Annotated in this window: 18 protein-coding genes and 1 pseudogene; 8 read left to right on the top strand and 11 right to left on the bottom strand. The window is 65.1% G+C overall.

Annotation, left to right across the window (positions count from 1 at the left end; translation table 11 throughout):
- Positions 1 to 23 precede the first annotated feature (23 nt).
- The 4 genes from H0B43_RS09840 to H0B43_RS09855 form a co-directional block, all read right to left on the bottom strand.
- On the bottom strand, positions 24 to 1,601 hold the full coding sequence (locus tag H0B43_RS09840) for a flavin reductase (RefSeq protein ID WP_252189832.1): 1,578 nt from the start codon (positions 1,599 to 1,601) through the stop codon (positions 24 to 26).
- Positions 1,602 to 1,780: 179 nt separating this feature from the next.
- Entirely contained in the window at positions 1,781 to 3,001 is a 1,221-nt protein-coding gene (locus H0B43_RS09845) for a styrene monooxygenase/indole monooxygenase family protein (protein ID WP_185728089.1), read from the bottom strand.
- A 25-nt stretch (positions 3,002 to 3,026) separates the two neighbouring features.
- Positions 3,027 to 3,821: an SDR family oxidoreductase gene (locus H0B43_RS09850; protein WP_185728088.1), complete on the bottom strand. Its 795-nt coding sequence runs from the start codon at positions 3,819 to 3,821 to the stop codon at positions 3,027 to 3,029.
- A 229-nt stretch (positions 3,822 to 4,050) separates the two neighbouring features.
- Entirely contained in the window at positions 4,051 to 5,670 is a 1,620-nt protein-coding gene (locus H0B43_RS09855; protein ID WP_185728087.1) for an AMP-binding protein, read from the bottom strand.
- 138 nt (positions 5,671 to 5,808) lie between these two features.
- Here H0B43_RS09855 and H0B43_RS41400 point away from each other — a divergent pair.
- The 3 genes and pseudogenes from H0B43_RS41400 to H0B43_RS43100 all read left to right on the top strand — a co-directional run.
- Positions 5,809 to 6,006 (top strand): annotated as a pseudogene (locus tag H0B43_RS41400) (PaaX family transcriptional regulator); the annotation flags it as partial.
- 138 nt (positions 6,007 to 6,144) lie between these two features.
- The gene (locus H0B43_RS41405) at positions 6,145 to 6,663 is read left to right on the top strand and encodes a PaaX family transcriptional regulator C-terminal domain-containing protein (RefSeq protein WP_252190217.1); all 519 of its coding nucleotides are present in this window, start codon (positions 6,145 to 6,147) and stop codon (positions 6,661 to 6,663) included.
- A gap of 45 nt (positions 6,664 to 6,708) precedes the next feature.
- Positions 6,709 to 6,975, top strand: coding sequence for a WhiB family transcriptional regulator (locus H0B43_RS43100; RefSeq protein ID WP_185730035.1), 267 nt, complete (start codon positions 6,709 to 6,711; stop codon positions 6,973 to 6,975).
- Here the strand turns inward: H0B43_RS43100 and H0B43_RS09870 are convergent.
- The 4 genes from H0B43_RS09870 to H0B43_RS09885 are packed head-to-tail and all read right to left on the bottom strand — an operon-like array spanning position 6,916 to position 13,109.
- Positions 6,916 to 8,571 carry an indolepyruvate oxidoreductase subunit beta family protein gene (locus H0B43_RS09870; protein WP_185728085.1) on the bottom strand — a complete coding sequence of 552 codons (1,656 nt, stop codon included), beginning with the start codon at positions 8,569 to 8,571 and terminating at the stop codon, positions 6,916 to 6,918. The two genes, H0B43_RS43100 and H0B43_RS09870, sit on opposite strands and share 60 nt — an antisense overlap.
- Positions 8,568 to 10,730: an indolepyruvate ferredoxin oxidoreductase subunit alpha gene (locus tag H0B43_RS09875; protein WP_185728084.1), complete on the bottom strand. Its 2,163-nt coding sequence runs from the start codon at positions 10,728 to 10,730 to the stop codon at positions 8,568 to 8,570. The genes H0B43_RS09870 and H0B43_RS09875 overlap by 4 nt, the downstream gene beginning before the upstream one ends.
- A 10-nt stretch (positions 10,731 to 10,740) precedes the next feature.
- Complete coding sequence (locus H0B43_RS09880) at positions 10,741 to 11,514, bottom strand: cyclase family protein (RefSeq protein ID WP_185728083.1); 774 nt, start codon at positions 11,512 to 11,514, stop codon at positions 10,741 to 10,743.
- 8 nt (positions 11,515 to 11,522) lie between these two features.
- The gene (locus H0B43_RS09885) at positions 11,523 to 13,109 is read right to left on the bottom strand and encodes an NAD(P)/FAD-dependent oxidoreductase (protein WP_185728082.1); all 1,587 of its coding nucleotides are present in this window, start codon (positions 13,107 to 13,109) and stop codon (positions 11,523 to 11,525) included.
- A gap of 1,363 nt (positions 13,110 to 14,472) precedes the next feature.
- On the opposite strand from H0B43_RS09885, the gene H0B43_RS09890 reads away from it, so the two are divergent.
- Together H0B43_RS09890 and H0B43_RS09895 are read left to right on the top strand one after the other, a co-directional pair.
- A complete protein-coding gene (locus H0B43_RS09890; RefSeq protein WP_185728081.1) occupies positions 14,473 to 15,666 on the top strand; it encodes an IS110 family transposase in 1,194 nt (397 codons plus the stop codon).
- A gap of 300 nt (positions 15,667 to 15,966) precedes the next feature.
- Complete coding sequence (locus H0B43_RS09895) at positions 15,967 to 16,656, top strand: HAD family hydrolase (protein ID WP_185728080.1); 690 nt, start codon at positions 15,967 to 15,969, stop codon at positions 16,654 to 16,656.
- On the opposite strand, the gene H0B43_RS09900 is transcribed toward H0B43_RS09895, so the two are convergent.
- A complete protein-coding gene (locus H0B43_RS09900) occupies positions 16,653 to 16,877 on the bottom strand; it encodes a hypothetical protein (RefSeq protein ID WP_185730034.1) in 225 nt (74 codons plus the stop codon). The two genes, H0B43_RS09895 and H0B43_RS09900, sit on opposite strands and share 4 nt — an antisense overlap.
- Positions 16,878 to 17,313: 436 nt before the next feature.
- Between H0B43_RS09900 and H0B43_RS09905 the strand changes: the two genes are divergently transcribed.
- Entirely contained in the window at positions 17,314 to 17,727 is a 414-nt protein-coding gene (locus H0B43_RS09905; protein WP_185728079.1) for a VOC family protein, read from the top strand.
- Between the two features lie 100 nt (positions 17,728 to 17,827).
- Here H0B43_RS09905 and H0B43_RS09910 read toward each other — a convergent pair whose 3' ends face one another.
- Positions 17,828 to 18,163 (bottom strand): ANTAR domain-containing protein, encoded by a 336-nt coding sequence (locus H0B43_RS09910; RefSeq protein WP_185728078.1) that lies wholly within the window; start codon positions 18,161 to 18,163, stop codon positions 17,828 to 17,830.
- 390 nt (positions 18,164 to 18,553) lie between these two features.
- On the opposite strand from H0B43_RS09910, the gene H0B43_RS09915 reads away from it, so the two are divergent.
- Complete coding sequence (locus H0B43_RS09915) at positions 18,554 to 21,796, top strand: protein kinase domain-containing protein (protein WP_185728077.1); 3,243 nt, start codon at positions 18,554 to 18,556, stop codon at positions 21,794 to 21,796.
- Between the two features lie 67 nt (positions 21,797 to 21,863).
- Here the strand turns inward: H0B43_RS09915 and H0B43_RS09920 are convergent, their stop codons facing one another.
- A complete protein-coding gene (locus H0B43_RS09920) occupies positions 21,864 to 22,184 on the bottom strand; it encodes a winged helix-turn-helix domain-containing protein (protein ID WP_185728076.1) in 321 nt (106 codons plus the stop codon).
- 73 nt (positions 22,185 to 22,257) lie between these two features.
- Here H0B43_RS09920 and H0B43_RS09925 point away from each other — a divergent pair, with 73 nt between their 5' ends.
- Positions 22,258 to 22,422 (top strand): hypothetical protein, encoded by a 165-nt coding sequence (locus tag H0B43_RS09925; RefSeq protein WP_252189831.1) that lies wholly within the window; start codon positions 22,258 to 22,260, stop codon positions 22,420 to 22,422.
- The last annotated feature ends 35 nt before the right edge of the window (positions 22,423 to 22,457 follow it).

A 22,457-nucleotide genomic window follows, 5' to 3' on the forward strand; every position in this document is an offset into this window, starting at 1 on the left:
AAGAAGCAGCCGAGGCTGCTTTTTCAGAAATCGGGATGCTTGGTCGCCAAGCGGTACGACCCCGAGTGGAAGACCAGGGGCTCGCCGGGGTCCGCGTCATATTGTTCGATCTCACCGAGGAAGATGATGTGGTCGCCGGCCTCTACTCGTTGAACCGTCCGGCACTGGAAATGCGCGATGGCGCCATCGATCAGGGGAACGCCGGCGACTCCTTCGGTGGTCGCCACGCCCGCGAACTTGTCCTCGGCCGGCGTCGAGAATTGCCGGGACAGATCGTGCTGATTCGCCGCCAGGACATTGACCGCGAAATGGGTTGCTGCCGTGAGGTCGGGAACGCTCGGCGCCTTACTCGCCGGGCACCACGACACCAGCGGTGGATCCATCGACACCGAGGTGAACGAGTTGGCCGTGACACCAACCTTCCGGCCGTCAGGTGCCCGCGTGGTGATCACCGTGACGCCCGTGGCGTACTGCCCGAGCGCACGCCGCAGGTCACGGGGGTCGAATTGGGCCTGCTCGGCGGCCTGCGCTGTCTCGATCACGCGACGTGCCTCGGCGTCGTCGAACCACCAGTTGTGCACGGTGCGGGGATCATCGAATCCGGCGGCGATTGCGGACGCCAGCGTCGGCGAGTCCTGCGCCGCCGCAAACAGTCCGAGCAACGTGTCCGACGGTCCGCGCAGCATGTCGTTGGTCCACGACACGGCCCATTGAGCCCATCCGCGCCAGAACTTGTCGAAGGTGCCTTGCATCCACTGCGCGTCGAACGGTCGGTCACCCCGGTCCACGATCGCATCGAGGTACACGGCAGCGGCTTGAGCAGCGTTGTTACTGCCCTGCCCGGTGAGCGGATCGTTGAGGACCACCGCGTCTGCCATGCCCAGCACGACCCGTCCCGATGCGAGCTCGGCTACGGGGCGGCGGACCGTCGGCGTCAGCCGGCCGAGCAGGGCCCCGGCGTCATCGGTCAGGGTGATGTCGGCGGTCCTGGCGAACTCGGCGGGAAAGTGCTCGGCCAGTACCTCCCTGGCGCGGTTGAGCTGTTCGTGCGGACTGTGGACATCGTCCCAACAATCCATCGGTCCACCCGGGATGCCTTCGAACACCATCACATGGCAGGGCCCCGTGGTGGTCAGCGCTGGGAGGACGAAGTACTCGCCGACTCCCGGGACGATGTTCAGCGACAGGTCCGCGCCGTCGGGGTGCGGCTCGAGACCGTTCACGTAGGCAAGCGCCAGGGCACGCTGCGGCCGGTTGTACGGCGACTTCAGCGGATCCGGGGGAAAGAGTCTGCCGAGGTCGCCCTTGCCGCTGGAGATGACGACCAGGTCGTGACTCTGGGCCAGGACGTCGATGTCCGCGGGACCGGCTGTCTTGATTACCAGGTTCCCACCCCGGTCTGCGAACTCCTCCACCCACGCCGCGCACTTGACTCGCTGATCGACCGATTGAGCGAAGCCGACCAGCGGTGTCAACACCGTAATCTCGTTACTGCCGTGCGTTTTCGCCACATTCAGCGCCATCGTGTCGATGCGCGGGCACTGCTCCTCCCAGCGATCGAGCCCCAGTTCCCGTTCGATCTGGAGTGCAGAGTCGAACATGCACTGGCTCGACATGACAGGTCCGATCCGAACTTCCTCCGGCGTTCGGTCGGTCACCAGGGTGACCTGGAAGTCACGCTGAAGTAAGGCGAGGGCCAATAGTGCCCCGGATTGTCCGGCTCCCACGATAGCGATGCTGCGCATGACTGACGGCTTCCAATCGTTGATTCGGGCGAGTGCTAGTTCGCGACGGCGGCGAGGTACTGTGCGGCGGATTCGGGCGTCATGAACCAGTGGAAGAAGTCACGCGGATCGTCGAACCCATTCGCGAACCGACGGGCGATGCGTGGCTCGGTGGAAGCGGCGCCGAGCAGTTTCAGCACATGCTCCGGCGGCGGGCTGAGCAGCGCATTGGTCCAGGACACGACGTACTGCGCATAGTCCCAATATCGTTCGAAGGTGGTGGTCATGAATTCGGCGTCGAAGGGTCGGTCGCCGTGTTCGAGGATGCTGGCAAGGTAGGAGGCCGCGCACTTGCTCGCATTGTTCGAACCCTGGCCGGTGAGCGGATCGTTGAGTACCACCACGTCGGCAAGTCCGAGGATGTTCGCACCCGAGGGCAGGACTCCGATCGGCTTGCGGACGGTGGGCGGGAAGCGTCCGGCGAGGATCCCGTTGTCATCGGTGAGGGTGATGTCGGCGCAGCGCTCGGCTTCCCAGGGGACGAACGTCTCGACGACCCACTTGGACTTCGCGAGATGCTCCTCAGGGGTGCTCACGTCCGCCCAGCAGTCCATCGGCCCGCCGGGAACGCCCTCCATCACCATGATCTCGCACGGTCCGCTCGTGGTGAGCGCGGGAAACGCGAAGTACTCTCCGACACCGGGAATCATGTTGAACGCCACCGCAGAATGTTCCTCCCGCGGCACCATTCCGTTGACATAGGTCAAGGCGAGCGCGCGCTGCGGGCGATCGAACACCGACCGTGTGGCGTCCCGCTCGAACATCTTCGCGATCTCCCCCTTGCCTGCGGCGAGGATGACCAGATCTGAGTCAGTGGCAAACTCCTCGAGGTCGCCGATCCCGGCATCCTGAAGAACAAGGCTCCCGCCGCGTGATTCGAATTCCTTGAGCCACAGGGGCATCTTCACTCGCTGATCAACCGACTGGGCAGGGAGGTCGAGTCGCGATGCCCAGGAGAAGGCCTTGTTTCCGCTGTCGGCGACAGTGAACGAGATGCCCTCGACTGATGGGCATTCCTCGCTCCAGAGGTCCAGTCCGACGGCACGCTCACGGGCGAGGGCCCCGCCGAACATACACTGGCTGGACATGACCTTGCCCTCACGGATCTGCTCCGGAGTCCGGTTGGACACGACGGTCACGTCGTACCCGGCATCGACCAGACCGATGGCGAGCTGAAGTCCTGCCTGGCCGGCTCCAACGATGGTGATTTTGCGCATGAGAAAGAGGATCCTTTGTCGAAGATTATTGGGCGAGAAGCGGAATGGCCGGGGATGCCTGTTCGGGCCCCATTGCGGAGTAGCCTCCGTCGACGGCCCAGTCGGCTCCGGTGACGAATGCGGCGCGCGGCGAACACAGGTAGGCGATGACGTCGCCGACTTCGGTGGGGTCTCCGACTCGGCCGGCGAGATGGAATTTTCCGGCTACCCGGTCGGTTTTGGCACGGTCCGATCCCGAAAGCTGATCCATCACTTTCGACCAGATCCATCCCGGGCTCACCGAGTTGACGCGAATGCCGTCCTCGGCGAGGTCCATCGCCATGTTTCGGGTCAGCTGCACGACCGCGGCCTTGGAGACGGGGTACAGCCACCGTCCGGTTTGCGCGACCTTCGAGGAGATGGATCCGAAGTTCACGATGGCCCCACCGCCCTGCGCGGCCATGTGCGGACGCACCGCTCGGGCGAACATGGCGGCGCTCACCAGGTTCACGTTCAAGGCCGTCGACCACTGTGCCCGGCTCGATTCGGCGCCGTCGTCGACGTAGGTGCATGCCAGATTCACCAGGATGTCGATGGAGCCGAACGACTCGAGTGCATCGGCCACGCACGTGCCTATCGCGTCGTCGTCGGTGATGTCGGTTTCGCTGAACAGAGCGTTGTCCTTGCCTTCGACGGCGTGCTTACCACCGTCCCGGTCGATATCGGCGACGACGACGTTGACACCACTCTCGTGCAGAGAGTCGACGACACCGCGCCCGATCTTGGTGGCACCACCAGTGATGATGGCGGTCTTGCCACCGATGCCGAGATAATCGCTCATGGTCTAGATCTCCTGACTTCGCTCACGATGTGATCCGCAACACTAGGAACATTTCGGCTGGTGATCTATCCGCTGGACGCGTCAACTGTGCAGATTGCGCTCACTTTGATCACGCTGAATTTTTTTGCTGCCCCGACAGACCCCTGATGGTGCGGGAACACTCGAAGAATGCGCCGGACCGCTGTCGGTGGGTGCCCGCCGGCGTGGGCGGCTGTGGGCGGGCGCGCGGCTAGCGCAGGGCTCGACGAGATTCCCGCAGCCGATAACGCTGGATCTTGCCGTTCGGGGTGCGTGGCAACTCGGCGAGGAATTCGATACTGCGAGGGTACTTGTACGGTGCCAGCTCACTTTTGACGAAGTTCTGAAGATCGCGAACCGTGGTGTCACTGCCGACGGCGTCCGAGATCAGTACGACGGCCGCGTGGACGATCATCCCCCGATCAGGGTCGGGCAGGCCAACGACCGCGCATTCCTTGACGTCGGGGTGCCGGCCCAGCGCTTCTTCGACCTCCGGGCCGGCGATGTTGTAGCCAGACGAGACGATCATGTCGTCACTGCGCGACTGATACCAGAAGTAGCCGTCGGAGTCACGAATATAGGTATCGCCGGTGATGTTCCACCCGTTCTGGACGTACTGACGCTGGCGATCGTCGGCAAGATACCGGCAGCCGGTCGGACCGGTCACCGCCAACCGTCCCGGTGTGCCGTCGGGCACGGGGCGACCATCGTGGTCGAGTACCGCTGCCGTATAACCCGGTACGGCCTTCCCGGTTGCCCCCGGCCGGATGTCGTCGTCGCTGGCCGCGATGAAGACATGCAGCATTTCGGTGGCACCGATGCCATCGATGATGCGGGTTCCCGTGGCGTCGTAGAATTCTTGCCACACCGATTCGAGCAGATGTTCTCCAGCGGACACGCAGCGGCGAACCGAGGCGAGGTTTGGCGCCTTGCCCTCTCGGAGAATGGCTCGGTACGCGGTCGGGGCGGTGAAGAGGACCGACACGGCATGCTTTTTCACTGCATCGGCCAGTTGACTCGGGGTCACCTGTTCGAGGAGCAAGGTCGCCGCGCCCACCCGCAGCGGGAACACAACGAGACCGCACAGCCCGAAGGTGAAAGCCAGCGGCGGCGTTCCCGTGAAGACATCCGACGGATTCGGCCGGAGCACCCGTGCCGAGAAAGTGTCCGCAACCGCGAGCACGTCGCGGTGAAAGTGCATCGTCGCTTTCGGGGTACCGGTGGTTCCGGACGTGGTAGCCAGCAGCACCACATCGTCGGCCGAAGTCTCGACGTTGGTGAACTCTCCAGACTTGGCGGAGGCACGGGCGACGAGGTCGGCGACGTCGTCACCTCCGTACAGCAACGTCGTCAGTGTGCCCGTCTCGACCAGATCGGCGGAGAAAAACCGCTGATCACACAGCGCGAGTGTCGGTTTGGTCAAGTCGATGATCTTGCTCAGTTCACCGCTGCGGAGCAGCGGCATGGTCGTCACGGCGACACCGCCGGACTTGACCACCCCGAACCAGCAGGCCACCAACCAGGGGTTGTTCGGCCCGCGCAGCAGAACTCGGTTGCCCGGTACCAGACCGAAGTCTTCGGTCAGGATCTGGGCGATCTGGTTGGCGCGGCGCAAAAGCTCTCCGTACGTCCAGCTTTCGGACGGCGAGAGCAGCGCCGGGCGATCACCGCCCAGCACAGCGACCTTGTCGTCGAGAAGCGAGGATGCGCAGTTCAGGCGGTCCGGGTACCGCAACTCCGGGAGGGTGAACTCGAAGTTCGGCCACAGACTCTCCGGTGGGAGGTTGTCGCGGCAGAACAAGTCCAGGTGCGCCGACGGAGACAGCGTCATAGTTGACCTTCCCACTGTAGATATGAACGCGGTCGATCGTATGCTCGATTTGTGACGTCCGTCAAGAGAGCGAAACAGCATTGGGTGTGGACTCCGCCTTCTGCCGAGCGCAGGCGTGGCAGCGGCTATGGTGTATTCATGACGACGGGGATCCTTGCCGATGATTTGCTCCACGAACGTTCGAGCGAGCTGCAACCGCGCGAGTTGATCGTGACGATCTTCGGGCTCTATGCCCGGGCCGAATCGAACTGGTTGTCGGTGGCCTCCGTAGTCCGACTGATGTCCCATCTCGGCGTGGACGGAGCAGCGGTGCGGTCGTCGATTTCCCGGCTCAAACGTCGCGAAACACTGGAAGCCCATCGTCACGACGGTGCTGCGGGCTATTCGCTGTCCAAGCCGACTCTGGATGCTCTGGCCGAGGGCGATGTCAGGATTTTCGATCGAAAGCGCGCCGAGATCGAAGACGGCTGGCTGATGGTGGTTTTCTCGATCCCCGAATCCGAACGGGACAAGCGGCACGTTCTCCGAACGTTCTTGACCCGTCTCGGCTTCGGCACCACGGCGCCGGGGGTGTGGATCGCACCGGGAAGCCTCGTTCGCGAGACCAGGGAAACGCTGGAACGGCGAGGACTCACCGAATACGTCGACATGTACAGCGCGGAACATCTCGGCTTCGGCGACCTTCGCACGAAGGTGCGTAGCTGGTGGGATCTCGACGCACTTACCACCCTCTACGCCGCGTTCCTCGACAAGTATCGTCCGGTCCTCGAACGGTCGACAGCAGGAACGCTCACCCCCCAAGACGCGTTCGCCGAATACGTGCCCATGCTCACCGAGTGGCGACGGCTACCGTATCTCGATCCCGGTCTCCCGCTTCCCCTTCTTCCACCTGGATGGAACGGTGTCACCGCCGGCCGGCTGTTCGACGAACTGAACGATGCCCTCAGCGGACCGGCCAGAGAACACGCGATGAGGATCATCCACCAGCCCTGACCACTCCGCAGCCGTCAAGGCCGCGGGCCTCCACGCCGATCCGGCATTTCGACGAGAAACGCCAACTGCCGAAATGCGGATCCTCGAGCCTTTTTCGCCTCCGCGGACGAGAACAGATCTGCCGGCCGAGACCGCGAACGAGGAGCGAAGCGGCTGTGCCTGCACTGCCCCGTCCAGATCGACTGCAGACGCCATGCACTCTCCATCCGCGAGGGGGACCCACCCTCCCGCCAGGCCCATCCATCCAGCAAATCAATTCGAGGTGGCCTCCAGAGCCTCGACAAGGCTGCCCCCCAGCTCCATTGTGGCTAGCTTGGCGTCCAGTCGGGCTCCGTCTTCGTCGGCGAGCGCAGCCTCACGAAGCCCTGCCAGCGAAGTGACCGCACCGGGTGAGCCGACCAATGCGTGGGCCGCGGACATCAACTTGCCGAAACTGTCGCCGCCGTGCTCGTAGGTGGCGCCGTAGCCCTTGAGCACCCGCTGGCATTCGACGATCTCACGTCCGAGCTCGGCATCAACTGCTGCAGCTCGGAGAGCGTGGTCGATCCATTCCTCGATCGCGGCCTGCTCTCGGACGAACCGCAGTGACCGCGGGCGGAGCGGGCGCAACCGCGCCATGGTGCTCAGCATCGTGTAACCGTGCACCGAACTCGTGTTCAGGATCATCCCCTTGTGGGTGATCGCGCCGACCAACCGCTGGAACCACTTCGAACGGTGCATGCGGGCGCCCAGCCGGGAGGGCATCGTGTCGGTGATCTCGTCGATCTGCGGATGAAGATACTCACGGACCTGGACGAGTTGGTTCGGCTCGGCCCGCGCCTCTGCGCGGATGCGTCCCATCCGCGCCTGTCGGGTCTTCTGCATCGCGACCTGGATCGTGTCTTGGTAGCACATCCACAACCCGATGTGCCGGGCGGCTTCGTTGGTGAGCCGGGCAGCCCCCGTGGTGTCCGGATCGACCGCGGCAAAGCGCGTGACCCGGGACAGGTAGCGCTCGGCGTAGTCCAGATTCTGGTACACCGCGGTGCGGACCAGGCCGTGCAGAATCATCGACCGCGCCGCGAGCGGGAGATCCAAAACGCTTGCGGCGAGCGGCTTCAGCGCGGAGCCGACCAGAGCGGAGGGATCTGTCGCCGCGACCGCCGTGCGCCGCGCTTCTTCCTCGGCCTTTCGGTCCTCCGGCGTCACGGGTCGCGGCCCGATCGAAATGGGAACCGGGTTCGACTTACGCGGAAGTGGTTTCGGCTGCTCCGTGGCCGCGTCAAAGCCCGCGGAGAAGGCCTTCAACGAGGATTCGACACCCTTCCCGAAGGCGTGAATCGGTGCCTCGAACTGGTCCCTGCTGAACGGAAGGGTCCCGGAGCCGGCAAGCGCGCCGAACAACGCGGCGCTGATGACGCTCCGGCCCTGCTCGGCCATCTCCATGAAGTCGGCGGCGATCAGACGCTTCGAGGCCCGCTGGGCCGCCGCGACGAGCTCGGAGCTGTCGGCACGACCATCTCCCAGGGCCATCTTTTCGTCGATGGAGTACACCCGATTGGTAGAGGTGATCAGCGTTGTCCGATCGGGCGTCACGAATCCCCGCTGAACGGCTCGGCCACACTCCATCAGCTCCGAGGCGATGAGGACATCGACCTCGCCGGGACTCGGGAACACGCTGAGCACCGGCTCGATTCGGGCATCGGTCGCCGAGGACGAAGGTTCATCGCCGGGCGGGAAAATCTCGACGTAATAGACCGTCGCTCCGGTGCGCTGAGCGACACCGGCGACGGACGTGTTCTGCGCGTAGTGGCCGGCCTTCTCGGCGACCGCGACTATCCAGTCGGCCAGCACCCCGCCGCCTTCGCCGCCGAGGGCGACGATCGCCAGCGTGATCGGACGTTGACCGTTGTACCAATTGGACATCATGCAGCCTCGAATCGTGCGGCGCGGCGCTCGAGGCCGCGGGATGCGATCTTGATCCACCATGAGCGGACAGCGACGAGAACCTGTTCGCGCCGGGTGGGATTGTCGACGACGTCGGTGCGATAGAACGACGGGCACAGCACCGCGGCGTGCGCATTCGCGCCGCACACTCCGCAGCCGACGCAGCTGTCGAGGACCTCGGCGATTGGGTCGGTGCGCATCGGATCCGGGTTGGGTGCGATCGTCAGCGACGGGCACCCGGAGATCCGAATACAGGCGTGGTCGCCGGTGCAGGTTTCGGGGTCGACCCCGAACCGCTCGCGCACCACCCGCTTTCCGGCGGCGAGCGCTTTGGTTCGGTCGCGTTTGACGCGACGTTGGGCATTGAGCTGGCACTCACTCTGCATGACGAGCACCTTGGGCCCGGCCTCGTCTGTTGTGAGGGCCTCGACGAACGTGTCGCGTACCGTGCCGACGTCGTAGGTGTTCTTGATTGTGCGCGCCCACTTCACGCCGATACCGCGGACGGCCTTCTCGATTGGATGCTGGGTGGACCGGGTGGGCAGATCTGCTTGTGAGGACAGCACGTCCTGCCCACCGGTTGCGGCGGCGTAGGCGTTGTCCACGATGAGATGGACCTGATCACTCTTGTTGAACACCGCGTTACCGACGCCGCTGGTGAGTCCGTTGTGCCAGAAGCCGCCGTCACCCATGATCGCGATGCTGCGCCGGTCGGTGCCCTTGGAGTTCAGTGCGGAGGCACCCGCCGATCCGAGGCCGTATCCCATCGTCGTGGCACCGAGGTCGAACGGTGCGTTGACCGCGAAGAGGTGGCAGCCGATATCTGCGCTGACATGGTGTTTGCCGGTTTCCCGTTCGGCGAGCTTCAGGCCACTGAAGATCGGGCGTTCGGGGCAGCCGGTGCACAGCCCCGGTGGCCGCGGCGAGATGACCTCGGACGCGACGCGGGGGGCTGTGGGGCTGGCCGGGTCGTCGGGGCCGCGCAGCAGCGCGGGCTGGTGTGCGACGACGTCGGGCAGGTACCGCTGGAGGAACTCGTTGACGCCGCGGGTGACGACCGTCGAGGTGTATTCGCCGGCGAGTGTCAGCATGTCTTTGCCGTGAAGTGCGGTGGGAATGTCCGCCCGGCGCAGGATCGCGTTCAGGTTCTGCTCGATGTAGTCGGGCTGGCCCTCCTCCAGGAGGAGGACGGCGCGTTTGCCCTGGCAGAACTCGATGATCTCGTCGTCGATGACCGGGTAGGTCACGTTCATGACGTACGTCGGTACCTGGGTGCGTCCGAACGCATCGGAGCAGCCGAGCAGCTCCATCGACCGGTTCAGGGTGTTGTAGAGGCCGCCCTGCACGATGATGCCGATGTCGGCTTTGTCGTTCCCGAAGACCTCGTTGAGGCCGCGGTCCTTGATGAACTTGACCGCCGCCGGCCACCGGTCGTGGATCTTCTCCTTCTCGTGCAGGAAGCTGGCCGGCGGGAGCACGATCCGGTCGATGTCGCGCAACGGATTCTCGAGGGCGTCGGTGACCGTCATGGGCGGACGCTTGTTGTCCTTGGCCTCGAATGCCCCGTGCAGGTGGCAGGAGCGGAGCCGCAGATCGAGCATCACCGGTGTGTTGCTCGCCTCGGACAGCTCGAAGCCGGTCTCCACCGCGTCGACGATCGCGGAGACGTTGGGCCGGGGATCGAGCAACCACATCTGCGACTTCATGGCGAACGCGTGCGAGCGCTCCTGCATGATGCTCGAGCCTTCGCCATAGTCCTCGCCGAGGATGACGAGCGCGCCGCCCGTCACGCCGCCGCTGGCCAGGTTCGCGAGGGCGTCCGAGGCAACGTTCAGACCTACCGTGGACTTGAACGTCACGGCTCCGCGCAGCGGGTAATGCACCGACGCGGCCAGCATCGCGGCCGCGGTTGCCTCCGAGGCACTGTTTTCGAAATAGACGCCGAGTTCGTCGAGGATCTCGTGGGCGTCCCCGAGGACATCCATCAGGTGCGAGATCGGTGCACCCTGGTAGCCGCCGACGTAGGCCACACCGGATTGCAGCAGCGCCTTGGTGACGGCGAGGATGCCCTCGACGTGCAGAGTGGTGCCTGCGCCGTTGCGGAGTTGTCGAACTTCGGCGGCGAAAGAACGTTCGGCCATTCTCTTTTCCTTACTTCTCGACCAGTGCGACCACGCGGGCCGGGCTGCCCGATCCACCGACGATGGGCAGTGGCAGCACAGCCAGCGCGAACCCTGTAGCCGGCAGGTGATCGAGGTTCTGCAGTTGAGTGAGCCCCAGCTTGCCCGCGCCGAGCAGATGGTGATGGCACGGGAACGCCGGGTCCAATGCGGTCGCCTGACCTGCGTCGGTGCCGACCGTTTCCACGCCGACTCCGACCAGGTCGGTCTCTTCGGCGAGCCAGCGTGCACACTCGGCGGTGAATCCCGGCGTGTGCGGCCCGGACGCGTCGGCGTTGAGGAAGTCGTCGCTGCTGCCCGACCGGACCGACCACCCGGTGCGGTAGAGGAGCCAACCACCGGCGGGAAAGGCACCGTGCGTGCGTTGCCATTCTTCGATGTCGGTGACATCGAGCAGGAAGTCCGGATTCTGCGCCACCCGATCGGTGACATCGAGCACGACCGCCGGGGCGATCAGCGAGCGCAACGGCACCTGCGAGACATCGAGTCCGTCGCGTCCGGTGATCCAGTGGTTCGGTGCATCGATATGGGTGCCGGTGTGCTCCCCGGTGTGGATGTTATTCCAGTACCAGCCCGGCCCGTCCTCGTCGAAGCGACTGATCACCTCCAACTGAAAGGGCAGGGTGTTCTTGAACGGTTCCGGCAACGCTAATACTGGCGTCTTGTCGGTCAGCGGTGCCGTGAGATCGATCAATTCGATGTGCTCGTTCGAAATGGACGCGAGAAGGTCGGTGATTACTGACATGTCAACTCCTAATTGGATTTACGCTGCCGCTGCGCGGCAAGTTTGGTGGCGACCAGGTGGCCTGAACCGGCGCCGAGTCCTGCGCCGGGATGGGTGGAGGCCCCGATGTGCCAGAGACCGTCCACGCAGGTGCGGTGTCGCCCCGCCTCCGGCAGTGGGCGCCACAGAAAGCTCTGATCCAGCTCCGAACTGCCGCCGTACGGGTCCCCGCCGACCGCGTTCTCGTTGTATGCCGCGAGGTCGGCGGGCGAGATCACATCCGTTCCGAGGATTTTCAGACCATGGGTGTGTGCGTCCAGGCGATCGATGACCCGCTGGGCGTAGGCCTTGGCCAGTTCCGAGGTCCAACCGTCCGCGGTGTTCAGCTCGCCGGCGGCATCGCCGAGCGGTTCGTACGGAACTTCCTGCAGTTGCAACCAGAGCGAAGCGGCACCGGCCGGGACGCGCGAGGGATCCAAGAGGGATTGTTGTCCGACCACGACTGTCGGTTTCCGCGGGAGCAGACCGGCTTCCGCTTCCGCACGCGCAATGCCGGTGCTCGCCGATCCATCCGAGATATGCACCAACGGAACCTCGTTGAGGCGTGCATCGCGCCACTTGGGTCGTTCGGACAGGGCGATGTGGATCTGCATCTCACCGCGCCCGTACCGGTACCGTCGTGCCTGGGCACGCAGCGGGGCAGGACTGGCGTCCGGAGGCAGCAGCGACCCGTACAAGGCAGTCGGAGTGACCGACGCCAGCACGGCGCGCCGGGCTCGGTAACGCCGCCCTGCTGCCTCTACACCGGTCGCACGGCCCCCCTCGACCATGATGCGGTCGACGCGGGATCCGGTGTGCACCTCGACGCCCAACTCGTCGAGTAGTCCCCGGAAGGCCTCGATCAGTCGTGCGGAGCCTCCTTCGACTACCGGTAGACCGAAACCGTGGACGGTTGCCGCCAGCACCGGAATCATGAAGCCGCCGGAAGCATTGTCCGGCGACAGACCAGCATGCAGCAGCCACGGCACCCACAGGTGATCTACTTCGGGACCGACGTACTCCCGAGAACAGTAGGCGCGGCCCGACGCAGCGAGGTCTCGGAGCCATTGCTCGGAGCCGCGCCGTCCGTTGGTTTTGAAAAAGCGTGCCAGCAGTGGAACGACTCCGGCGCTGCGGATTTCGCTCCCCATCATTCCGCCGATCACCGGCGCGTTGCGGCCGAACCGTTGCAACGCCTCCAGATACGCCTTCCCGTCTTCTTCGTTGCCAAAGCCCGCTGCCGTCAGCTCCGGATCGCGGTACGCCAGGGTGACACGGCCGCTGTCGGCAATGCTCGCGGTTACGGCCTCGTCGGTGTTGCAGAACCGCAGCCCGTGACGGGCGAGGTCGTCGCCGAGCGCCGTGTGCGCCGGGCCCGACACGAACAGCGGGTACCAGGCTGAGAACGTGTCGTGCACGTAGCCGGGGACCGTGCGCTCACCACTCCCGACGAAGCCGCCGATCTCGGGATTACTTTCCAGGAGAGCCACTTTCCAGCCTGATCGCGCCAGCATAGAAGCGGCGACGAGTCCGTTGATTCCGGACCCGACGATGACGGCATCGACTTCGTTGTGCACCACATCTCCCTTCGAGTGTGAGCGACGACATTAATGACGTCAGGGAGCGGAAGCTATCCTGTTTGCGCGCGTCTTATCCGGATGCCGCTCAGTCTTGCAATGACCCGTGTCGATGCGGGTGACGCCTCCCTGACAGGGATTCGACGAGTCACAGATCTGCGCCGCTGCAGGACAGGACTGAGGTGGCTGACAACGTCGCGCGTCCGCACGCATTCCGCAATCGCCCCTCCCGCAGATGTGCCTCCCACGAGGCCACCGGTCGTGGCCCGTCGGCCTATGCTTCCTCTGCGTTCGTGGGCTGGACTCGCTCGTTCGACGGGCTGCGATCGAGCTGCTGCGCCTCCGGACGCGATCAGGGGTTACGTTCATGGGTTGACCGAGACGACGCACCGGAATCCGAAGATTCCGCTGTCGTGGCTACAGAACACCCCGTCGCCCCCCGTGCACATTCGACCCCTCGAGTTTCTGTCGGCCGTGGACTATTCAGCCCAGGACGAGTTTGGTTGCGGTGCCGAGGCATTCGATCTGCTCCAGCGTCACCGGCACGGTGGAACCGGCGATGGGAGTGGTGCTGATAATGATCGACTGGGTGAAGGGGAGGACGAGCGAGAAGTAGGCGCTGCCCTCAGGGGATAGATCCCGCGGGTGACGGTGAACCCCTCCGGCAACGCGGTGGTGATGCGATTCGGGTCGATCTCGTTCACATACTCGTCCTGTGGTGACGACGCGGGTTGACCGCTGATCACGGTGATCTCCAGGCGCCACTCCCCGGCCGGGGACGACACGGTGATCACTTCGCAGACGTTGTCCGTGCCGAAGTCGGTCAACCGCAGTGATCCGATCGGCCGGTTCCAGGGTGAGGTCGCCGCTGCCCGGCATGGCCGCCCACCGTGCTTGGAGGGTCCGATCGAGCCGGGCCACCTTCTCCCGCACGCACGGCAGGACCGGGCGTTGGTCGCCCCACTGAACAGCTCAGCGTCCCCTCCTGCGGGACGGTGGAGGGGTCGTAATCGGCGATCGGCTCGAACTCCAGGGACTGACTGGGACCGGCGTAGGAGTCCGCGCGGTCAGCGGCGTCGGCGACGAGCGCGTCCGTCCCTCTTCCCGGAATCTTGCTCGAGCAGCCGGCCTGCCCGTTACCGTCTTCGTGGTCCCGTTCCGCGGGACTGCGGTCGCCATGTTCGGTATGACTTCTTGCCCCTGTCTCTCGAATGATCCGGGGGGTGGTGTCGCCGAACCTGGTGGCGTCGATGGACCGCTGATAGGGACAGGGCCACCGGAAACTGCGGTAGGCCTCCTCGTAACGTGGGTGTCGGGTATCGATGCTGGATCGGCGACCGGACTGCCGGACGAAGGACTGCTGATGGACACGAGTTACGCCGTGTTTTGCGGCATCGACGTGGGAAAAGGCGAACATCACGCCGTCGGGCTGGATCCCTCCGGCGGCCGACTCTATGACAAGGCACTGCCGAACGACGAGACGAAGCTGCGTGCGGTGTTCGACGGCTTGGCCGCGCACGGACCGGTCCTGGTGATCGTCGATCAACCCAACACGATCGGCGCCCTGCCGGTCACCGTTGCCCGCGCCTGCGGACACGACGTTGCCTACCTGCCGGGGCTGTCGATGCGCCGCATCGCCGACCTGTACCCCGGACAAGCGAAAACCGACGCCCGCGACGCATTCATCATCGCCGACACCGCAAGGACCATGCCCCACACCCTGCGCCGCGTCGACACCGGCGACGAGGCCTTGGCCGAACTCGAGGTCCTCGTCGGCTTCGACGACGACCTCGCCGGCGAAGCCACCCGCATCAGCAACCGGATCCGCGGACTGCTTACTTCCATCCACCCAGCCCTCGAACGGGTCCTCGGCCCCCGCGTTACCCACCCCGCCGTCCTCGAGATCCTCTCGCGCTGTGGCGGACCCGCCGGAATCCGACAGGCCGGCAAACGCAAACTCACCACGCTCGCGGTCAAGCACGCACCCCGCATGGGCGCCCGCCTCGCCACCGAGATCCTCACCGCACTCGACGCACAGACAGTGACAGTGCCCGGCAGCAAGGCCGCCGAGATCGTCCTGCCGAAGCTCGCCGACTCCCTCAAAGAAGTCCTTCTGCAACGGAAAACGATCGGCGAAGACGTCGAAAGGATGCTCGATGACCACCCTCTTTCCCGAGTCCTGACCTCGATGCCCGGCATCGGTGTCAGGACGGCAGCACGGATCCTGCTTGAGGTCGGCGACGGTTCCGCGTTCAAGTCCGCCGGACACCTCGCCGCGTACGCGGGCATCGCCCCGGTCACCCACCGATCCGGCTCCTCCATCCGCGGCGAACACCCCGCCCGGTCAGGCAACCGCAAGCTCAAACGTGCCCTGTTCTTGTCCGCATTCGCAGCCCTGGGCGACCCGACCAGCCGCGGATACTACGACCGCAAACGCGCCGAGGGAAAGAAGCACAACGCCGCCCTGATCTGCCTCGCCCGACGCCGATGCGACGTCCTCTACGCCATGCTCAAGAACAAGACTCTCTACCAACCCCCACTAACCGCAGCCGCTTGACGAAAACCATAGGGACACCCCCCCCCCCGGCGAGTCGTATCCCGGAATGTCAAGTCTCGACCCGACGGGATACGGCCCGCACCCTCCACGTTAAACCACCACCGGACCGACCTCAATGACCAGTTCTGGGAGCGTTCGAGAGTGCCCTTTCCCGCACTGTTGACGCACCACATCGGCGCCCCGGCACGCGTCTCCTCGTACTGATACCTGACAGTCCGTCGCTCGTACCCGGTTCCGCTATCGAAAACGCAAGCCTGCGGGATGGTGGCCGCCGTCGTGGTCATGTGGTTTGCTCGACCGATGGCTCCGCAATCCCCGTCCTCCGCACGGGCAGCGCTGTTCGACGTCGACGGCACGCTGGTCGATTCCAATTATCTGCACGTGCGGGCGTGGCAACGGGCGTTCCGGGAGATCGGTCATGACGTGGACGCGTGGCGGGTACACCGCGCGATCGGCCTGGATTCATCGCTTTTGCTGGAATCGCTCCTCGGAGACGACGCGGACTCGCTCGGAGACCGGGCGAAGGATCTCCACATGACGTATTACCTCGGTGCGCGGGACAGCATGCGACCGCTCGCCGGGGCCCGGGAACTGGTCCGGGAACTGCACGGCCGCGGTGTACAGGTCGTCCTCGCCACCTCGGCCTCCGAGGAGGAGCTCGACGTATTGCGGGAGGTTCTCTCGGTCGACTCGTGCATCGCGCACACAACCTCCGCTGCGGACGTCGATCGCGCGAAACCGGATCCCGGAGTGATTCGCGCAGCAATGGATCGATCGTCCACGTCCGGCGAGACTGCGGTGATGGTGGGCGACGCGGTCTGGGATGCCGAGGCGGCGTCCCGGGCCGGTGTCACGTTCGTCGGCCTGCTCAGTGGCGGCATCTCCCGCGCCGAATTGGAAGCGGCTGGCGCGGAAGCCGTGTTCGAGGACGCACAGGACCTACTGGACCGCCTCGACTCCAGCCCCCTGGCGCGGTTGCTGAGCCTCTAAGCTCGCGACGCCCACGCCTGCGCGATCTCGGGATACGCAGCGGCGATCTCGTCGACACGGCCGTCGGTCGCGGTGTCGATTTCGGCTCGATAGCGCTGCGCTGTCACCAGCGGGCCCTCCGATCCCTCGGATCCGGGATCTGCGGCGGGCGCATCCGCCTCCCACTCATGAATCACTTCGTCGAGGCGACGTGCGACGAATTCCTTCTTGCTTTCGGTCATCATCTATTCCTTTCCGTGACGCTCAACGGCCGGCGATGTTTGATGACGATTCTTCCATCGGCCGGCGTCTCGAGTGAACGCTCGGCGCGATACAGGAGGCATTCCCCAACTCCGCCTCGAACGAAACAAATCCGGCTCTGCTCGTCGACGTGGTACGACTGGCGGGCACGTCGCGACTCTGCCCGCCCGGTCTCCCGCACCTCGCAACAGCCCGAAGCCCGCCCCGAACGGACTGTGCAGCAAGCTAAATCCGTTCCAGACCGCTGCCTTCGCGTCCGCGCAGTAATCCGATCTGATCCCAGCGTTGACTCATCAACGGGTCCCCCGCGAACAGTTCGGGCCGGCACCGCACAACTCGGCGATAGCCCGGGTTGTCACGACTATGCGAAGGTTGACGACACAGGATGGCCGTCGCAATCAGAGACCGGAGGCATCGATGTTGCTCGATGGGATCAACCACGTTGCGTGGATCTCCAAGGACGCCGCCCGGCTGGGCCGGTTCTATGCCGAGGTGTTCGACGCGGACGTCGGACCTACCCGTCCCCACGGCGACGGCGATACGGAGACGATGACCAGTATCCGGATCGGCCCCCACACGGAGTTGAACATCTTCGTGATCGAAGGCAACACCGAAGCCGAGCGTCAGACGCCCATGTGGGGGCGAGGTCGCATCGACCACGTCGGTCTGCAGGCCGCCTCACGCGAAGCCTTCACTGCGATTCGGCAACGGCTGATCGACGCTGGGGCGAGCGATGGAACGATCAACGACTTCGGCACGGTGCAGAGCATCTTCTTCCGAGACCCCGATGGTCTGGAAGGAGAAGTACTGGTCGCCAAGTCGGTGACCTGAGTCGTCGAGCGGATGGGTACGCGTCAGTGTGCGCTGCACGTGATCGATGGTGATCCAAACGTGCACACTCAGCAAAAACCTACGAGTGCCCGCTGCCGCGTCAGCTCGCGTGCGCGTGCGCGTGTGGATGCGGGGGAAGTTGGGCGAGGAGCTGCTCCCATTCCTCGAACCGGACGGCGTCAGGTGCGCGCCGTTGGGACGGCGATCCGGCAGCGAGGTCGACCAGCGTTCGGGCAGCACCGACCACGGTCAGGTGATGACGGCGGGATACGTCGAGGAGTTCGTCGAACGCCTGGGCGTCACTGCAGCGGCGGGCTGCGATCAGGATGCCCTTCGCGGTGGCGAGAAGTTCGCGACCATCAGGGCGCCGTCGGGGAATCAGGCGAGTGGGGGCGGGAACGGGGGTCAGCGGTGATTCGGCGGTGTCCTCGATCATGCGTTGTCCTTTGCTCTCGTGCATCGGCCGGGACTCGCCGGTGTGCCGGCAGACAATCCCGAGCCGACGTGAATGTGAGTCACGTCACTGTCGATGCCCGACCAGTTCTAGCACACCGGTACCGGCCCTGACATCTACACAAACGTCCAGGTACGGCTCAACCGCTCGTCGCGACCTTGCCCGGACCGGACGCCGATTCCGCACTCGCCGCGATCCCGCAGGCCTGCTGCCGACCCTCTGGTGAACTCCACCAACTCCGTGGTCGGGTCGGCCGGCGCCCTGTGAAGCCACCGTGGAATCGCCCGGTGAGCGATATCCTGGGACTACATCGCCGAGAGGGTTATGGTGCTGAATTCGTCGAACGTGTCGCGGACCTGAATCGAACAGCCGATGGCCGATATCGATCCGTTCGAGACTCAGCGCGATGCAACCCCCTCGGTTGCCTCGGCGCTGCATGCTGACGGTTTCGACGACGCCCAGGAGATCGGGCGTGGTGGTTTCGGTGTCGTGTACCGGTGCACGGAGATCGCGCTCGACCGGACGGTAGCCGTGAAGGTGCTCACCGACAGTCTTTCAACCGAGAGTCGCGAGCGCTTCCTGCGGGAACAGCGCGCGATGGGTCGCCTCACCGGCCACCCGAACATTGTCAACGTCCTTCAGGTCGGTGTCACGCAGACCGGCGAACCATTCATCGTCATGCCGTACCACCCCGAGGGCTCGCTGGATACACGTATCCGGCAGCGTGGTCCGTTGCCGCTGGACGACGTGCTGCGCCTCGGGGTGAAGCTGGCCGGCGCGCTGGAGGCCGCCCACGATCGCGGAATCGTCCACCGCGACGTCAAACCCGCGAATGTCCTCCTCACCGAGTACGGTGAGCCTGCGCTGACGGATTTCGGTATCGCACACATCACGGGCGGGTTCGAGACCGAGACGGGAATCGTGACCGGTTCCCCTGCGTTCACCGCACCCGAGGTGCTCGGCGGCGCCGCCCCGAGCCCTGCGTCCGACGTGTACGGACTCGGGGCCACCCTGTTCTGCGCGCTCACCGGCCACGCCGCATTCGAACGGCGCAGCGGCGAGCAATTGGTGGCTCAGTTCGTTCGCATCACCACCGAACCCGCACCGGATCCCCGAGAGCACGGCGTTCCCGACGACGTCGCTGCCGTCATCGAGCAGGCAATGTCCGCCGTGCCCGAGGACCGGCACCCCTCCGCGCTGGCCTTGCGTGACGCCCTACGTGAGATCCAAGGTCGTCGTGGAGAACCGGCAGACGACGTCGCCCTCCACACGCGACCCCCAGCGGAACAGGAACCGATGTCGCGCGGGCAGTTTCACCCGAGCGCCCTGGACCGCGCGAGGGGAAACCTCCCCCTGGATCTGTCCAGTTTCGTCGGACGCCGGCACGAAATCAACGAGGCGAAGAGCCTGTTGGTGTCGTCCCGACTGCTGACGCTCGTCGGCATCGGCGGAGTCGGGAAAACCCGTCTCGCGCTGCGCGTCGCGTCGAACATCCAACGCGAGTACTCCGACGGCGCATGGCTCATCGAGCTCGACGAGGTCCATACCCCGTCCCGGCTCGTCGATGTGGTGGCCTCGACGCTCGGCGTGCGCGACCAACCCGACCGGTCGTTACGCGAAACGGTGCTGGACTTTCTGTCATCGCGGGAAGTGTTACTGATACTGGACAACTGTGAGCAAGTGCTGGACGCCGTGGCCGACCTCGCCACAATCCTGCTGCGGCAGAACCCGAACGTGCGCATCCTCGCGACCAGCCGCGAGCCGTTGGCAGTCCCCGGGGAGGCAACGCTGCGAGTTCCCCCGCTCACCGCCCCCGACCCTGACCATGAGCCGGCACTGCAGGGTCTCCCCCGGTACGACGCCGTCTCACTGTTCACCGAACGGGCTACCACCGCAGTCTCGACGTTCGCGTTGACCGATGCCAACAAGACCGCGGTTGCTCGCATCTGTCACCGATTGGACGGGTTGCCTCTGCCGATCGAACTCGCGGCGGCGCGGTTGCGCGCGATGTCACCCGAACAGATCCTGCAGAGGCTCTCCGACCGTTATGCGTTGTTGACGCGCGGGAGCCGAGGTGCGCCGTCACGCCAGCAGACCCTCCGGTTGTGTGTCGACTGGAGCTACGACCTGTGTACCCCTGCCGAGCAGCTGATGTGGGCGCGATTGTCGGTGTTCACCGGCGGCTTCGAGCTCGATGCCGCGGAATTCGTGTGTGGGGAGGACGTGGAGCCGGCAGACGTGCTGGACTCGGTGGCATCGCTGGTCGACAAGTCGATCCTGATCCGCGAAGAGCAGAGCGGCATGGTCCGGTTCAGGCTGCTCGAGACCCTGCGCGCCTACGGCCGGGAGAAGGCCCGCGAAGAGGGCGATTACCACGCACTGCGTCGTCGACACCGAGATTGGTTTCGCCGGCTGGCCCGCACCGCCGAAGACGAGTTCATCGGCCCCCGGCAACTCGACTGGATCGCTCGACTCGGCTGCGAGCAGCCGAATCTGCGGGACGCCATGGACTTCAGCCTCACCGAGGGCGATACCGAAGCAGGTTTGCAGATCGCCACCCCCCTGATGCAATTGTGGGGGTCCCGCGGACTGCTCAGCGAGGCCAGAAGCTGGCTCGACGAGTTCCTCGCACGGCATCCACAGCGTCCGACCATCGCGTACATCCGAGCGCTGTACGCCGACTGTCTGATGACCGAGCAGCAGGGAGACCATCACAGAGGTGCCGCGCTCGCCGAGCAGGCGGGCACCCTCGCCGAGCAGTGCGCCGACCCGACAGCGCGTGCGATCGCCGACCATGCGGACGGAATCGTCGGGTTGTTCGCCGGTGACCCCACGCGGGCGGCGTCGAGTCTGCAGCGGGCACTGACCGTATTCCGGCAGCTAGAGGACGATCTCGCGCTCCGGATCGAGTGTCTCACGCTGCTGGGATTGGTGTACCAGCTCGACAAGGATCCCGACCGCGCGATCCACTGTTACGACGAAGTTCTCGCGATCACGGAAGACCACGGTGAGTCCGTCTATCGGTCCTACGCGTTGTGGGCGATGGCCGTCGCCCGATTCGGACTGGGCGCCCACAACCGTGCAGTCGAACTGCTCGAGGAAGGACTGCGGCTTGCTCGGCTCGTCGACGACCCCGTCGCCTGCGCGAACTGCGTCGAAGTTTTCGCGTGGATCGCCGGAAGCGACGACCCGAAACGTGCCGGCACGCTGATGGGTGCAGCGGAGGCGCTCGGTCGCACCGCCGGAAGTGCTGCGGTGTTCGTGCCCGACTTGCTTGCGTACCACGAAGAATGCGAACGCACCGCCCGTCGGATCCTCACCGCGCACGCGTTCGACGCGGCCCGGCAGCGCGGCAGCGCAATGGATCTCGCTGCCGCCGTCAGCTACGCGCTCGGCGAGAGCCCCCCGTCACCGACGGGTTCAACCCTCCTGACCAAACGCGAGCAGCAGGTCGCGGAACTGATCGCCGAAGGCCTGACCAACAAGGCCATCGCGACCCGGCTCGTGATCTCACCTCGCACCGCTCAAGGGCATGTCGAACACATACTGACCAAACTCGGATTCACCTCGAGGGCCCAGGTCGCGGCGTGGATCGTCGAAGGCCGACAGTCGTAGTGCCGGTGCCGGTGCCGGTGCCGGATCGGCTCGATGCTCGGAGCATGAGCGTGTTCCATGGGGAACATCATGTTTCGGGGCGCAGGACGAACCCGATCCCGCGCACGGTATGGATCATGCGCGGTTGCCCCTGGTCCTCGAGTTTGCGTCGGAGCGAGCTGACGCACATGTTGAGCACGTTCGTGCGCGCGTCGGCGGGATACCCCCAGACCGAATGCAGTAATTGTTCGCGGCTGACGACGCGCCCGACGTTGCGGACGAGCACACGCATCAGTTCGTACTCCGTGTGGGTGAGGGTGAGTCGACGCCCGTGGTAGCCGAGTGTCCGGGCGCCGCATGCGGAACCGTACGGCGCGCACCAGGCGTAGGCGATCAGCGCCGCCACCATTATGTACGCACTGGTGATGCTGCCAAGGGACGACGCCTATGAAACTGTGGTCGCCACTTACAATCTGAACGAGATGATGCCGACGGTAATGACGCCGCACGGTGGCGGGATCGGCCCCACGTATTGGCCGTTCCGCTTCTCCCCATATTTCGCACAGGCCCTCGACGAGGCTGCCGGCGCCAACCTCTTCATGACGGGGGAGGTGTTCGCCAACCTCGACGCCGTCGGGAAGTTCTAGCCCTGCGTCACCGCATGCGGATCCACCCAGTCGAA

It is taken from the genome of Rhodococcus sp. 4CII (assembly GCF_014256275.1).
Lineage (GTDB): Bacteria > Actinomycetota > Actinomycetes > Mycobacteriales > Mycobacteriaceae > Rhodococcus_F > Rhodococcus_F wratislaviensis_A.

Excerpts from the sequence above, each read along its gene's own strand:
- H0B43_RS09840 (WP_252189832.1), bottom strand. The coding sequence starts at position 1,601 with ATGTTCGACTCTGCACTCCAGATCGAACGGGAACTGGGGCTCGATCGC.
- H0B43_RS09845 (WP_185728089.1), bottom strand. The coding sequence starts at position 3,001 with ATGCGCAAAATCACCATCGTTGGAGCCGGCCAGGCAGGACTTCAGCTC.
- H0B43_RS09850 (WP_185728088.1), bottom strand. The coding sequence starts at position 3,821 with ATGAGCGATTATCTCGGCATCGGTGGCAAGACCGCCATCATCACTGGT.
- H0B43_RS09855 (WP_185728087.1), bottom strand. The coding sequence starts at position 5,670 with ATGACGCTGTCTCCGTCGGCGCACCTGGACTTGTTCTGCCGCGACAAC.
- H0B43_RS41405 (WP_252190217.1), top strand. The coding sequence starts at position 6,145 with ATGGTGGTTTTCTCGATCCCCGAATCCGAACGGGACAAGCGGCACGTT.
- H0B43_RS09870 (WP_185728085.1), bottom strand. The coding sequence starts at position 8,571 with ATGATGTCCAATTGGTACAACGGTCAACGTCCGATCACGCTGGCGATC.
- H0B43_RS09875 (WP_185728084.1), bottom strand. The coding sequence starts at position 10,730 with ATGGCCGAACGTTCTTTCGCCGCCGAAGTTCGACAACTCCGCAACGGC.
- H0B43_RS09880 (WP_185728083.1), bottom strand. The coding sequence starts at position 11,514 with ATGTCAGTAATCACCGACCTTCTCGCGTCCATTTCGAACGAGCACATC.
- H0B43_RS09890 (WP_185728081.1), top strand. The coding sequence starts at position 14,473 with ATGGACACGAGTTACGCCGTGTTTTGCGGCATCGACGTGGGAAAAGGC.
- H0B43_RS09895 (WP_185728080.1), top strand. The coding sequence starts at position 15,967 with ATGGCTCCGCAATCCCCGTCCTCCGCACGGGCAGCGCTGTTCGACGTC.
- H0B43_RS09900 (WP_185730034.1), bottom strand. The coding sequence starts at position 16,877 with ATGACCGAAAGCAAGAAGGAATTCGTCGCACGTCGCCTCGACGAAGTG.
- H0B43_RS09905 (WP_185728079.1), top strand. The coding sequence starts at position 17,314 with ATGTTGCTCGATGGGATCAACCACGTTGCGTGGATCTCCAAGGACGCC.
- H0B43_RS09910 (WP_185728078.1), bottom strand. The coding sequence starts at position 18,163 with ATGATCGAGGACACCGCCGAATCACCGCTGACCCCCGTTCCCGCCCCC.
- H0B43_RS09915 (WP_185728077.1), top strand. The coding sequence starts at position 18,554 with ATGGCCGATATCGATCCGTTCGAGACTCAGCGCGATGCAACCCCCTCG.
- H0B43_RS09920 (WP_185728076.1), bottom strand. The coding sequence starts at position 22,184 with ATGGTGGCGGCGCTGATCGCCTACGCCTGGTGCGCGCCGTACGGTTCC.
- H0B43_RS09925 (WP_252189831.1), top strand. The coding sequence starts at position 22,258 with ATGATGCCGACGGTAATGACGCCGCACGGTGGCGGGATCGGCCCCACG.